This window comes from Actinocrinis puniceicyclus (assembly GCF_018283645.1).
GTDB lineage: Bacteria > Actinomycetota > Actinomycetes > Streptomycetales > Catenulisporaceae > Actinocrinis > Actinocrinis puniceicyclus.
Genome location: NZ_JAGSXH010000005.1, coordinates 39,625 through 52,663, shown reverse-complemented (window position 1 = coordinate 52,663; position 13,039 = coordinate 39,625). Strand labels below are relative to the sequence as shown.

The window sequence follows — 13,039 nt, the reverse complement described above, 5'->3', positions numbered from 1 at the left end:
AGGGTTTTCGAGCCGACCGTAATGAGCGCCGACCGTGGCCAGCGCCGTCAGTGGTGAGGGCTGTTGCCCGTCAGCGCGCACCCAGCCCGGCGAGGAAGAGCCGCGCGTACTGCTCGGCGATCTGCTGCCGGGTCAGCCCGCCGTCGCGGTGGTACCACGTGCCCAACTGGTTGACCGAGCCGAAGAAGAAGTGCACTGCGAGGTCCGCGGGCACGTCGTCGCGGAAGGCCCCGTCGCGCTGGCCCTCCTCCACCAACTCCCGGAAACGCTCGTGGTACCTGCGCCGTTCCGCCCGCACCTGCGCGCGTTGCGGATTGGGCAGCATGTGCACGGAACGGAACGAGACGATCGCCTCGTCGATGGAGTCCAGCGTGCTCTCCACCACGTCCGCGGCCGCCGCGCGCACCCGCTCCCGCGCCGAGCCCGGTCCGTCCGCGATCGCGTTCAGCCGCTCGGTCTGCCTGCTGAGCAGCCGGTGATATATCTCGTAGAGCAGGTCGTCCTTGGACGCGAAGTAGTGGTACATCGCGCCCTTCGTCACACCCGCCGCGGCCACGATCTCCTGCACGGACGTTCCCTCGACCCCCTGCGCGGCGAACAGCCGCAGCGAGGCGGCCAACAGCCGCTCCTGCACCGGCAGGCGGGCAAGCTCCGGCGCGGGCGCGGGCAGCGCCTTGAGCGGTGTGCGAGGCATGGCAACAAGAGTATCGACCTGCGTCGATCGAGCTGTCACCGTCGCGGTTTCGCCGGCTTCGGCCCCGCCCGCCCGGCGCGCGCTGCCCGTGCCCCGGCCCTTCACGCATCACCCCGCTGCCGCTTCAGGTACGGCGCCAGTTCGGTCCGCGCGACGGAGCGCACGTGCACCTCGTCCGGTCCGTCCGCGATGCGCAGCGTCCGCAGAGCAGCCCACATCGCCGCCAGCGCAGTGTCATCGGTCACGCCGGCGCCGCCGTGTACCTGGATCGCCTTGTCCACCACGTCGAGCGCGACCCGCGGCGCCACCACCTTGATCGCGGCGATCTCGGTGCGCGCGCCCCTGGCGCCGTGGCGGTCGATCAACCAGGCGGTCTTCAGCGTCAGCAGCCTGGCCTGCTCGATCGCCATCCGGGACTCGGCGATCCACTGCTGCACCACGCCCTGCATGGCCACCGGCTTTCCGAACGCCACCCGGCCGATCGCGCGCTCGCACATAAGCTCAAGTGCCCGCTCCGCCATGCCGAGTGCGCGCATGCAGTGGTGGATGCGGCCGGGACCGAGGCGCGCCTGCGCGATGGCGAAACCGCCGCCCTCCTCGCCGATCAGGTTCGTCGCGGCGACCCGCACGCCGTCGAAGACGATCTCGGCGTGCCCGGGCTGGTCGTGGTAACCGAAAACCGGCAGCGAGCGCACCACCTTGACACCCGGCGTGTCCATCGGCACGAGCACCATCGACTGCTGCCGGTATGCCGCGGCCTGCGGATCGGTCTTGCCCATCACGATCAGGATCTCGCAGCGCGGGTCCATCGCACCGGAGGTCCACCACTTGCGGCCGTTGACGACGTACTCGTCACCGTCCCGTTCGATGCGCGTCCTGATATTCGACGCGTCCGAGCTGGCGACCTCCGGCTCGGTCATCGCGAAGCCGCTTCGGATCTCCCCGCGCAGCAGCGGCGCCAGCCACCGCTCCTTCTGCTGCGGGGTGCCGAACAGGTGCAGCACCTCCATGTTCCCGGTGTCCGGGGCGGCGCAGTTCAGGGCCTGCGGGGCGAGTTCGATCGAGCGCCCGGTCAGCTCGGCCAGCGGCGCGTAATCCGTCACCGACAGGCCGTGCCGCGGTTCCTCGGCATCGGGCAGGAAGAGGTTCCACAGCCCGCGTTCCCGCGCCGCGGCCTTCAACTCCTCGAGGACCGGCGGCACGCCGTGTACGTCCCCTGCTTCGACCAGCGACCGGCGCTGCGCGGCGTAAACCGGCTCGGCCGGGTAGACGTGGTCGTCCATGAAGGCGCGCAGCCGTTCCAGGTACTCGCGCGCCAGCGGGCTCGGTTCGAAATCCATCAGGCCGTCACTCCTCGTCTCGCTGCAAAAGAGCCCTGACACAGTTTCCAAGAGCTCTTAAACACTGCCGTCCGCGCCCTTATCCGCGCCCTTATCCGTGCTCTGCTCCGTACCGTGCTCCGCGCCCGGGATGTGCTCCAGCCTGCGCACGTCGAGCGTGCCCTCGCGGTGCCGCGCGCGAAGCACCTTCTTGTCGAACTTGCCGACGGTGGTCTTCGGCACCTCGTCCACGAAGGCCCAGTAGTCGGGAACCTGCCAGCGGGCCACCTTCCCGGCCAGGAACGCGGCCAGCGTCTCGGCCGTCGCCGGCGCCCGGCCCTGCGCGTCCGGCCGCCGCACGACGCAGGCGAGCGGCCGCTCGACCCAGGTCGGGTCCGGGATCGCCACGACCGCGGCCTCCAGCACGTCCGGGTGCCCGAGCAGCTGGTTCTCCAGCTCCACCGAGGAGATCCACTCCCCGCCCGACTTGATCAGGTCCTTGACCCGGTCGGTGACCTGGAAGAAGCCGCGCTCGTCGATGGTGCCCAGATCCCCGGTGCGCAGCCAGCCGTCGTGGAACTTCTCCGGCGCCGGATCGCGGTAGTACGAGCCGGTGATCCACGGGCCGCGCACCTCGATCTCGCCGACCGACGCCCCGTCCCAGGGCAACGACCGCCCGTTCTCCACGTCCACGACCCGCATCTCCACCCCCGCGGCGACCCGGCCGGACTTCAACCGCCAGTCGACATCCTCGGCTGTGCCCGGTTCCACCCCGGCCGGCGGGTGCGCCATCCCGGCGACCGGGCTGGTCTCGGTCATGCCCCAGCCCTGGATGATACGCACCCCGTAGCGCCGGTCGAAGGCCTCGATGAGGGCGCGCGGCGCGGCGGAACCGCCCGAGGTCGCCAGCCGCAGCGAGGACAGGTCGATCGCTCGCGCCTCGCCGTAGCTCAGGATCCAGTTCCAGATCGTCGGCACCGCCGAGGCGACCGTGGAGCGTTCGGCCTCGATGAAGTCGACCAGGCCGTCCGGACCCATGTGCGGGCCGGGCATGTGCAGCGTCGCGCCGCCCAGGAAAGCCCCGTACGGAATGCCCCAGGCGTTCACGTGGAACATCGGCACGATAGTCAGGATCCTGTCGGACTCGGTGGTGCCCGCCATGCAGGCGGACTGCCCGGCCAGCGCGTGCAGGAAGGTCGAGCGGTGCGAGTAGACCACGCCCTTCGGCTCGCCGGTGGTCCCGCTGGTGTAGCACATCGCCGCGGCGGAGAGCTCATCGATCTGCGGCCACTGATAACCCGGCTCCTCGGCGGCCAGCAGTTCGCTGTACCTCAGCACTCTGACGTCGGCGGGCAGTCCGGCGAACCGGCTCAGATCCGCCTCGCCGACCACGATGTACGCCTCGACACCCGACAGCCCGGGCGCGATCGCGGCCAGCAGCGGCGCGAGAGAGCCGTCCACGATGATCACCCGGTCGCCGGCATGCTGGACGATGTGCGCCAGCTGGTCGCCGGGAAGCCTGATGTTCAGCGTGTGCAGCACCGCGCCCATGCAGGGGACCGCGAAGTACGCCTCAAGGTGCTCCTGGGTGTTCCAGCAGAAGGTGCCGACCCGGTCGCCGGCACCGATGCCGAGCCGGTCCAGCGCGGCGGCCAGCCGCTCGGCGTTGCGCGCGATCTCGGCGTACGAGGCGCGCCGCGGCGGGTTCCCGGCCCCGGCCCAGGTCACGCATTCGCTGCCGCCGTAGATCAGCGAACCGTGCCGCAGGATCGCGGTGATGGTCAGCGGGTAGTCCTGCATCGTGCTGGCAATCATCGGCGCAGCTCTCCTTCGCCTTCGTCGGGTGCAGCGTCGTTGCTGGTGACGAGTCCTCGGCCGGCGGCCGGGAGGACGGGTGCCGTCCCGGCACTAGCCGACGTACCGACTAGTCGGTACTGTTCCACCGAGCCGTAGTCCGTGCAAGCCCCCCGAGCGAGGGATCCGAGATGACCCACTCCGCCGAGCCCCGCGCTGCGGATCCGCCCGGCCTCGCGCTCGCGCCGCTGAGCGCCTACCTGGCCCAGCACGCCCTGCACGCCCCCTTCGCGGGCGGCGCGCTGAGCGCGGAACTGATCGCCGGCGGCAAGTCGAACCTGACCTACGTGCTGCGCCGCGACGCCGGCAGCCGCAGCGTGGGTGCTGCGCCGGGTGCGTGGGTGCTGCGCCGCCCTCCGCTCGGCCACGTCCTTGCCACCGCTCACGACATGGCGCGCGAGTACCGGGTACTGTCCGCGCTCGCGCCGACCGGCGTTCCGGTGCCGGAGGTATATCACCTCTGCCAGGACCCTGAGGTCATCGGCGCGCCGTTCTACGTGATGGAGCTTGTCGAGGGGACGGTGTACCGGGACAGGTCGCAGACCGCTCAGTTGACCCCCGGCCGCGCCCGCGCGCTGTCGTGGGCGCTGGTCGACGTGCTCGCGGACTTGCACGCGGTCGACCCGGTGCGGGTGGGCCTCGCGGATTTCGGCCGCCCGGAGGGCTATCTGGAGCGTCAAGTCGCGCGCTGGGGCAAGCAGTTGGCCGCATCCCGCAACCGCGAGGTACCCGGCATCGACGAACTGCACGAAGCGCTCGGCACCGCCGTACCGCAGCCGCAGCGTGCTGCGATCGTGCACGGCGACTACCGGCTCGACAATGTGATCGTGGACGAGAACGACCGGATCGCGGCCGTACTCGACTGGGAGATGGCCACGCTCGGCGACCCGCTCGCCGACGTGGGCCTGCTGTGCGTGTACTGGACCGAACTGGAGTCGCTCGGCGGCGCGGCCGCGCTGACCTCGGCCGTGGACAGCGCCGCCGGCTTCCCCGGGCAGGAGCAGCTGGTCGCGCGATACGCCGCCCGCAGCGGTCTCGACGTGGCCCGGCTGCCGTGGTACACCGCGTTCGGCTACTTCAAGCTGGCGGTCATCGCCGAGGGCATCCACTTTCGCTACCTCAGCGGCCAGACCGTCGGATCAGGCTTCGAAGGCATGGGCGGCCTGGTGCCCGCGCTGGTGCGGCGCGGCCTGGACACCCTCGCCGCCGGATGATGCGTAAGACTACTTAGGAGAGCTCTTACATGCTGAACGAGCGCATCAAAGCCCTGCTCGACGGGCATCCGCCGGCGAGCACGCCGCGGCTCGAATTCCTGCGCGCGCGCTTCGACTCGGGACTGGCCTGGGTGCACTTCCCGGCCGGGCTCGGCGGCCTGGACGCGCCGCGCGAGCAGCAGCGGATCGTGGACGAGGCGCTGGCCGCCGCCGGCGCCCCGGACAACGACCCGCACCGCATCGGCATCGGGCTCGGCATGGCCGCCCCGACGATCCTCGCGCACGGTACCGACGAGCAGCGCCGCCGTTTCCTGCGTCCGCTGTGGACCGGCGAGGAGGTCTGGTGCCAGCTGTTCAGCGAGCCCGGCGCCGGCTCCGACCTGGCGGGCCTGGCCACGAAGGCGGTGCGCGAGAACCCCGGCGACGAGGCTTCGGACTGGATCGTGACCGGGCAGAAGGTGTGGACCTCGATGGCGCACGAGGCGCGCTGGGCCATCCTGATCGCCCGCACCGACCCGAACGTGCCGAAGCACAAGGGCCTGACTTACTTCGTCTGCGACATGACCGGCCCCGGTGTGGAGGTACGGCCGCTGCGGCAGATCACCGGGGAGGCCGAGTTCAACGAGGTCTTCCTCACCGCCGCGCGGATCCCGGACGCGCACCGGCTCGGTCCGGTCGGCGCGGGCTGGGCGGTCGCGCAGACCACGCTGATGAACGAGCGGGTCGCGATCGGCGGCGGCGCGCAGCCGCGCGAGGGCGGCGTCATCGGCGTCGTCGCCCGGGCGTGGCGTGAACGTCCCGAACTGCGCACCGCCGCCGCGCACGACACGCTGCTGGATCTGTGGACGCAGGCGGAGGCGGCGCGGCTGACCGCGACGAGGCTGCGCCAGCAGCTTGCCGCGGGAGGGCCGGGACCGGAGGGCTCGGCCGCGAAGCTCGCCTTCGCCCGGCTCAACCAGGAGATCTCAGGTTTCGAACTCGATCTGCTCGGCGAGCAGGGCCTGCGTTACGACGACTGGTCCACCGGGTCGTGGGCGAGCGAGCGGCCGACGACGGTCGACTTCGCGGGCCGTGGCGCCGGGTACCGGTACCTGCGCGCGAAGGGCAACTCGATCGAGGGCGGCACCTCGGAGATCCTGCGCAACATCATCGCCGAGCGGGTGCTCGGCCTGCCCCCGGAGATCCGGGTCGACAAGGACGTCCCGTGGAAGGACCTGGCCCAGTGAGCACGCCCGCGCCCGACACCGCATCCGGCAACGCGTCCGGCCCGGACCTGCTCTACTCAGAGCTCGAAGAAGACCTGCGCGCCTCGGTGCGCTCCATGCTCGCCGACCGCAGCCCGCACAACGCGGTGCTCGCGCGCTGCGAGACCGACGAGCCGTACGATCCGGCCGTGTGGAAGGCGCTCGCGGCCGATCTGGGCTGCGCGGGCCTCGCGGTCCCGGAGAAACTCGGCGGTGCCGGCGCGTCGTGGCGCGAGGCGGCGGTGGTCGCGGAGGAGGTCGGCCGTGCGGTCACGCCGGTCCCGTTCCTCACCGGTTCCGTCATCGCGACCGCCGCCCTGCTCGCGGCGCCCGCGTCTGCGAGTGCTGATCGCGCCGACTCCGCGGATGGCGCTGGGGCGGAAAGCGTCGCCGCGCTTCTGGCCGACCTCGCCGCGGGACACGCCACCGCGGTCCTCGCCGTGCCGTTCTCGTCCTGCCCAACCCCGGCCGGCTCAGGCTCCGGCGCCGGCTTCCCCGAAACCGTTCGCGTCGACGCCGACGGCCACCTGACCGGCACGGTCACCAGCGTCGCCGACGCGAGTATCGCAGACGTTTTGCTCGTCCCGGCGATGGCAGCTTCGGGCCCGGCGTTCTTCGCCGTCGGGGCGCGCGCCGCGGGCGTGACCCGTGACGCCGTCATCTCGCTCGACCTGACCCGGCGGCTGAGCGACATCACCTTCGCGTCGGCGCCGGCTCGCCGACTGGCCGATGCGGACGGAGCGGTACAGGCTCTCGCCCGCGGCCTGACCGTCGGCGCGGCGCTGCTCGCGTCCGAACAGCTCGGCGTCGCGCAAGCCTGCCTCGACATGTCGGTGGCGTATCTCAAGACCCGCTCCCAGTTCGGCCGCCTCATCGGCTCCTACCAGGCGCTCAAGCACCGCGCCGCGGACCTGTGGGCGGCCATCGCACAGGCCCGCGCGGTCGCCAGGTACGCTGCCGTCTGCGTCGCACAGGACGATCCCGACACACCGGTCGCGGTCGCGCTCGCGCAGGCCTACTGCTCCACGGTCGCGGTTCGCGCGGCCGAGGAGTGCGTGCAGTTCCACGGCGGCATCGGCTTCACCTGGGAGCATCCGGCGCACCTGTACCTCAAGCGCGCCAAGTCCGCTTCCCTCGCGCTCGGCACCGCGGCCCAGCACCGCGCCGCCCTCGGCCGCCTGGTGAATCTGCCCCCTGCGAATTAGTGTGCGCGGGCGTGTCGCGTCTCGGGATGCGGATGGTCGGCCGGGGGGCGCGGGCGCGCTCGCCCCGCTCCCGGCCGTCGGTCCGCGGCATCGACCGCAGCGCGCCCATCCACTGGAGGAGACCAGTGCCCGAGCTGTCCGTGCGTCTCGCCACGGAGACCGACCGCCAAATGCTTGAACGCCTGTGGCTGATGTTCCGTCACGACATGTCCGAGCTGCGCGGGACCCTGCCCTGCCCCGACGGCTCCTTTCACAGCGAACGGCTCGAAGCAGCCCGCCGCTGGATCTGTTTTGTCACGCCGGCTTGGTGATCAGAGTCGAACACGCTCCCGCGGCGCCGGCAACTCGGTCGCGCAGCAGGCGCCTCGGTCCGGCCCGCGGTGCGATCAACGCAGCGTAATCGCCCAAGACCGTGGATACCGGCCCGATCGACTCGCTAGTGTTGCCGCGTGATGAGGCGAAAGAACCGGCGGCACACCCCGGCCGCCGCGACGCTCCTGCTGACGGCCATCACGGCTTGGGCGTGCGCGGCCTGCGGCGGCGGGACGCATGCGGCCCCCACTGTGTTCGCCGCCGCATCCGAGTCACCCGTCGGCGGCGCGGGCTCCTCAGCCGCCCCGGGGTCCTCCGCGTCGACCAGCGCGAGTCCGTCCGCGTCCGCTTCGTCACCGGCTGCCGCGGCCCCGGCAGCCGACTCCGGGCTCAGCGGCAAGGTCGTCGTGCTGGACCCGGGCCACGACGGCGGCAACGAGACCCACCCGGCAGAGATCAACCGGCTCGTGCCGCAGGGCTTCGGCCAGTACAAGGCCTGCGACACCACGGGCACCAACGGCGACGACGGCTACGCCGAGCATCAGTTCGCCTTCCAGGTCGCGTTGCTGGTCAAGGCGGACCTGGAGCAGCGCGGCCTGCGGGTGATCCTCACCCGCAACGACGACATGGGCGTCGGTCCGTGCGTCAACGTGCGCGCCGCGATCGGCAACAACGCGCACGCCGCCGCGGCGGTCTCCATCCACGCCGACGGCGGCCCGTCGGGTGGCCACGGCTACCAGTTGCTGGAGGCGGTGCAGTCGGTCGGCGGCTCCGGCATCGTGTCCGCGTCGCACCGCCTGGCCGTCGCGCTGCACGCGACCTTCGACAAAGAGTCCGGCCTGATCCCGTCGAACTACGTCGGCAGCGACGGATACGAGCCGCGCGACGACATAGCCGGACTGAACCTGAGCACCGTGCCGAAGATCCTCACCGAGTGCGGCAACATGCGCAACGCGGGCGACCTGGCGCTGGAGGAGTCCGCGACCGGCCGCAAGCGCATCGCCCGCGCCATCGCCGACGGCATCCTCGCCTTCCTCGGCCAGTAGCGACCCGTCGGTGATCGCTCCCTGAAGCCGGGCGCCCTGTAGTCCGGTGCCCTGAAGTCCGGGGCGACCGCACTCGCCGACGTGTACGTGACCGCGTGAGCCCGCTGTGCTTCGGCCATCCGCCCGGGACGACGAACGGGAAGCGTTCGCGGCGGCGGCTGGGCGATTCGAGGCGGATAAGGGGCAGGCGCAGACGCGCGCGCAGGTGCACGTACAGGCCGCGGTAGCCAGAGTCAGTCGGAGCCTGGCGGAGCCTTGCGGAGCCGGTCGAAGTCAGCCGGAGTGAAGCGGAGCCCGCCGGTCCTTCGGAGCGGAGCGGCGGGCTCCCGCGGGCCGTCACACCCGCATGCCCGGCGGCGACCACGCCGGGCAGCGGCGCTGAATCCGCAGCGCCGCGGCCGGGACCGGCACTGGGCTGATCGGTCGGGGTGCTGCCCACCCCGCCCGGCTGCGTTCGGGTGCGGCCGACGCGCCGGGACGATCGCGCACTTGCCAGGTCCGCCCTCCCAGTCGCGCGGGCGCGCGGAAAGGTTGCCGCCGGATCCCCGCGGTGCGCCCGGAATCCGCGGCGTCCGCAACCTGCCTCGTCAACTGGCCTCGTGCTCATCGCCGCCCGATCTTCTCGGCACCGTCGCCGCGGTCTGCGCCGCCGACAAGCCGAGCGCGAGCACACGGCTGCATGGCGGCCGCAGTCACCGGTCCCGGCGACCTCCTCCCGGTCGGCTGCGGCCCGAAACTTTCGTCGCCCGGCCTCGGGTTCCACGGACCCCCGGCGGCCCGCCGCACGCCGCGCGCCGCGCGGATCCACCCGCGCCAGGTGGGCGCTGACCAGCCCGTTCGCCACTTCCGCCGCCCATCGGCTCAAGTCGGCGCCAGCTCGGGCGGCGGAGGAATCCGGCAACGCCGCACGGCGCAGTCTCCTTCCACGCACTTGACTTAATCGGTTAAGTAAATAGCGTTCTCCTTCGCGCCGTCGTGCGCGCACGCGCCCCCGAGAAGTAGGAGAAGCGATGAAGCAACGAAGAACCAGGACCCTGCTCGCGACCGGAGCGGCCGGCGCGCTGCTGACGGCCGCCGCCGCCGCGGTCACCGTCCCCGCGATGGCCGCCGGCGCCGGCTGCACGGTCGCCTACTCGGTCTCCAGCCAGTGGAACGTCGGCTTCAGCACCAACGTCACCATCACCAACCTCGGCAGCGCGATCAGCTCCTGGACCCTGGCCTGGAGCTTCGGCGGCGACCAGCAGATCACCCAGCTGTGGAACGGCAGCTACACCCAGTCCGGCGCGAACGCGAGCGTCAGCAACCTGTCGTACAACGGGTCGATCGGCACCAACGGCACCACCAGCTTCGGCTTCAACGGCACCTACTCCGGCACCAACGCCGTGCCCACGACCTTCACCCTGAACGGCACCGTGTGCAACGGTTCCCTCGGCTCGCCCTCCCCGAGCGCGACGCCGAGCCCCACCCCGTCCTCGTCGCCGTCCTCGTCGCCGTCATCCTCACCGTCGAGCTCACCCTCATCCTCGCCGTCGTCCTCGCCGAGTAGCAGTCCCAGCAGCACTGGCGGCGGGGGCTACAACGGCCCGGCCCCGGCGCTGCACGTGTCCGGCAACCACCTGGTCACCTCCACCGGCGCCGTCTACCGGCTGCTCGGCGTGAACCGGTCGAGCGGCGAGTTCGCCTGCATCCAGGGCAACGGCATGTGGGACGGCCCGGCGGATCAGGCGTCGATCGACGCGATGAAGAGCTGGAACGTGCACGCGGTGCGCATCCCGCTCAACGAGGAGTGCTGGCTCGGCACCGCCGACGTGCCCTCCGGCGGCACCAGCGGCGCCACGTATCAGCAGGCGGTCAAGGACTACGTCAACCTCCTGGTCTCCAACGGCATCAACGTGGTCCTGGACCTGCACTGGACCTACGGTCTCTACACCGGCAGCGGCGCCGGCTGCTCCGACGTGAAGGCCACCTGTCAGAAGCCGATGCCGGACATGCAGTACACCCCGACCTTCTGGACCCAGGTGGCCAGCGCGTTCAAGGGCGACAACGCGGTCGTCTTCGACCTGTTCAACGAGCCCTACCCGGACGCGGCCGACGGTTGGAACAACCCCACCGAGGAATGGACCTGCCTGCGTGACGGCGGCACCTGCACCGGCATCACCTATCAGGTCGCCGGCATGCAGACACTGGTCAACGCGGTGCGCGCGACCGGCGCCAGCAACGTCCTGATGGTCGGCGGCCTGGCCTGGACCAACGACCTGAGCCAGTGGGCGGCCTACGAGCCCAAGGACCCGGACGGCGACATCGTCGCCTCCTGGCACTCGTACAACTTCAACAGCTGCTCCAACACCTTCTGCTGGAACACCAACATCGGCGCCCTGGCGGCGAAGGTCCCGGTGCAGGCGGGCGAGATCGGCCAGAACAGCTGCGCCCACGACTACATCGACCAGGTCACGGCGTGGGCCGACGCCAACGGCATCGGGTACACCGCGTGGACCTGGAACCCGTGGGGGGTGTGCGGCAGCAGCGGCAACGACCTGATCACCGACTGGAGCGGCACTCCGACGAGCACCTACGGCTCGGGCTACAAGGCGCACCTGCTGACGCAGAACCCGTAGTCACGGCGCGTAAGTGGAGACCGGGCGGCATGCTCGCCCGGTCTCCGCCTGCCGCCGGTCCGCGCACACGGGATTTCCGTAACACCGGAAACGTATTTTATTGAGTCATCGATGATGTGACGTTTTCCGGCCGCGATTACGTTCTCACCGCAATGCACGATTGAATCCGCGTGAATTCCCTCTCATTCTCAAGGTGGAAACGCTCGAAGAGCGATCACCCCGGTGAAAAGAGGGTCCTCATGTCAACGGAATTCAAAGTATTCGAACGCGCCTCGAACGCCAGGCGCGAAACGCCTGCCCGGACCGCGGACGCGCGCGAGAGGTTCGCCGCGATCACCCGCGAACAGCCCGATCCGGACCGCGCGGCGGCCGAACGGGCCTTCGCGGCGGGCAAGATCCACCTGGCGAGAACCCATCCGGCCCATGACCTCGCCGGCCGCGAACACGCGCTGAGCGCAATGGCGCACTTGCTCGGGCCGGCCGCGGCCGCGCTCGGCAAGCCGGCCGGCGAGCAGCCGCCCGTTCCCGGCGGCGTCGGTTACGGCTTCTTCTACAACCCGGCCTTCCAGGGCGCGTTCGACAACGGCACCGCGCTGACCTGGGACATCATCTGCCCGAACACTCCCGGCGGCAACGTCAACACCTGGCTCTACGTCACCGCGATGAATCGGGCGGCCCTGGGTGTGGAGGCGTTCGTGTCGTACTACGCTCAGAACGACCCGCGATTCAAGATCTTCGACTGGGCGCGCGACCCGCACTGGCAGACCGACATCCCGTGGTCGCAGATGGCGGACTACCTGGGCACGACGAATGCGCACGGACAGGCGTACCAGACGATCAGGGTGTGGAATGGAACGTACCGGCTGGCGCCCGGCAGGTGGCGCAACGAGGTGTGGCTGTGGAACCACGACACCGACGGCTACGACCTCATCTACATGTACGAGTACGACGCCACGCGGGCGGACCAGGGCGACACCGACGCGCCGCCTTTCACCGGATCTTGGGGTCCGATCGTGGAGACGTTCCAGGCGCACTACGACCACACGCACGACCTCGGCTGTCTCGGCGCGAAGCTGCAGAACCTCAACAGCGACGGGGACTGGACGATCCCCACTCTGCTCGGGGCGTCCGACAGCTACGTGCGTACCGACAACGTCGGGTTCCAGCCCCGGTTCCTCGATCCGAACTACGCCTTCGCGGTCCACAGCTGACCGGTCGGCGGAAAGGCGACGCCGATGTCCGAGCCGCCCGCTTCGCAGCAGCCCGCCCAACCGCCGACCGGACCGGACAGGGACCAGCGCGCCGTGCCGGGCGGGCACGACAAGCGGGAGGAAATCGCGCGCGCGACCCGTCGCACGCCGCGGGACCTGGCCGCCGAGCGCGCTTTCCTGCAGAACAAGATCGACATCGTGCGGACTCATTCCACGCTGACCGAGGCACAGAAGCAGCAGGCCATCGCCGGGCTGCAGCGCGAACTGCGAAAGCTTTCGCAGGGCGCGGACGAAGACCGGCCGTGACCGGACCGCCCTCCCCTCG

Annotated in this window: 11 protein-coding genes; 8 read left to right on the top strand and 3 right to left on the bottom strand. The window is 70.8% G+C overall.

Annotated features, from left to right (window positions below; genetic code table 11):
• Positions 1-70: 70 nt before the first annotated feature.
• The 3 genes from KGA66_RS02620 to KGA66_RS02610 all read right to left on the bottom strand — a co-directional run bounded on the left by KGA66_RS02620 (position 71) and on the right by KGA66_RS02610 (position 3,828).
• Complete coding sequence (locus KGA66_RS02620; protein ID WP_211464064.1) at positions 71-694, bottom strand: TetR/AcrR family transcriptional regulator; 624 nt, start codon at positions 692-694, stop codon at positions 71-73.
• Between the two features lie 101 nt (positions 695-795).
• Positions 796-2,034 (bottom strand): acyl-CoA dehydrogenase family protein, encoded by a 1,239-nt coding sequence (locus KGA66_RS02615; protein ID WP_211464062.1) that lies wholly within the window; start codon positions 2,032-2,034, stop codon positions 796-798.
• 57 nt (positions 2,035-2,091) lie between these two features.
• Entirely contained in the window at positions 2,092-3,828 is a 1,737-nt protein-coding gene (locus tag KGA66_RS02610; RefSeq protein WP_246506917.1) for a long-chain fatty acid--CoA ligase, read from the bottom strand.
• Positions 3,829-3,998: 170 nt separating this feature from the next.
• On the opposite strand from KGA66_RS02610, the gene KGA66_RS02605 reads away from it, so the two are divergent.
• From KGA66_RS02605 to KGA66_RS02570, 8 genes are all read left to right on the top strand, one after another.
• Entirely contained in the window at positions 3,999-5,081 is a 1,083-nt protein-coding gene (locus KGA66_RS02605) for a phosphotransferase family protein (RefSeq protein ID WP_211464060.1), read from the top strand.
• Between the two features lie 29 nt (positions 5,082-5,110).
• Positions 5,111-6,307 (top strand): acyl-CoA dehydrogenase family protein, encoded by a 1,197-nt coding sequence (locus KGA66_RS02600; RefSeq protein ID WP_211464058.1) that lies wholly within the window; start codon positions 5,111-5,113, stop codon positions 6,305-6,307.
• Between the two features lie 95 nt (positions 6,308-6,402).
• On the top strand, positions 6,403-7,530 hold the full coding sequence (locus KGA66_RS02595) for an acyl-CoA dehydrogenase family protein (RefSeq protein WP_211464175.1): 1,128 nt from the start codon (positions 6,403-6,405) through the stop codon (positions 7,528-7,530).
• 125 nt (positions 7,531-7,655) lie between these two features.
• On the top strand, positions 7,656-7,841 hold the full coding sequence (locus KGA66_RS02590) for a hypothetical protein (protein ID WP_211464056.1): 186 nt from the start codon (positions 7,656-7,658) through the stop codon (positions 7,839-7,841).
• 141 nt (positions 7,842-7,982) lie between these two features.
• Entirely contained in the window at positions 7,983-8,888 is a 906-nt protein-coding gene (locus KGA66_RS02585; RefSeq protein WP_246506928.1) for an N-acetylmuramoyl-L-alanine amidase, read from the top strand.
• Between the two features lie 1,010 nt (positions 8,889-9,898).
• On the top strand, positions 9,899-11,503 hold the full coding sequence (locus KGA66_RS02580; RefSeq protein ID WP_211464052.1) for a cellulase family glycosylhydrolase: 1,605 nt from the start codon (positions 9,899-9,901) through the stop codon (positions 11,501-11,503).
• A gap of 239 nt (positions 11,504-11,742) precedes the next feature.
• Positions 11,743-12,714: a hypothetical protein gene (locus KGA66_RS02575; protein WP_211464050.1), complete on the top strand. Its 972-nt coding sequence runs from the start codon at positions 11,743-11,745 to the stop codon at positions 12,712-12,714.
• Positions 12,715-12,738: 24 nt separating this feature from the next.
• The gene (locus KGA66_RS02570) at positions 12,739-13,020 is read left to right on the top strand and encodes a hypothetical protein (RefSeq protein WP_211464048.1); all 282 of its coding nucleotides are present in this window, start codon (positions 12,739-12,741) and stop codon (positions 13,018-13,020) included.
• Positions 13,021-13,039 lie beyond the last annotated feature (19 nt).

Coding starts and splice junctions, on each gene's coding strand:
- KGA66_RS02610 (WP_246506917.1), bottom strand. CDS start 3,828: ATGATTGCCAGCACGATGCAGGACTACCCGCTGACCATCACCGCGATC.
- KGA66_RS02570 (WP_211464048.1), top strand. CDS start 12,739: ATGTCCGAGCCGCCCGCTTCGCAGCAGCCCGCCCAACCGCCGACCGGA.
- KGA66_RS02585 (WP_246506928.1), top strand. CDS start 7,983: ATGAGGCGAAAGAACCGGCGGCACACCCCGGCCGCCGCGACGCTCCTG.
- KGA66_RS02605 (WP_211464060.1), top strand. CDS start 3,999: ATGACCCACTCCGCCGAGCCCCGCGCTGCGGATCCGCCCGGCCTCGCG.
- KGA66_RS02615 (WP_211464062.1), bottom strand. CDS start 2,034: ATGGATTTCGAACCGAGCCCGCTGGCGCGCGAGTACCTGGAACGGCTG.
- KGA66_RS02575 (WP_211464050.1), top strand. CDS start 11,743: ATGTCAACGGAATTCAAAGTATTCGAACGCGCCTCGAACGCCAGGCGC.
- KGA66_RS02580 (WP_211464052.1), top strand. CDS start 9,899: ATGAAGCAACGAAGAACCAGGACCCTGCTCGCGACCGGAGCGGCCGGC.
- KGA66_RS02600 (WP_211464058.1), top strand. CDS start 5,111: ATGCTGAACGAGCGCATCAAAGCCCTGCTCGACGGGCATCCGCCGGCG.
- KGA66_RS02620 (WP_211464064.1), bottom strand. CDS start 694: ATGCCTCGCACACCGCTCAAGGCGCTGCCCGCGCCCGCGCCGGAGCTT.
- KGA66_RS02595 (WP_211464175.1), top strand. CDS start 6,403: ATGCTCGCCGACCGCAGCCCGCACAACGCGGTGCTCGCGCGCTGCGAG.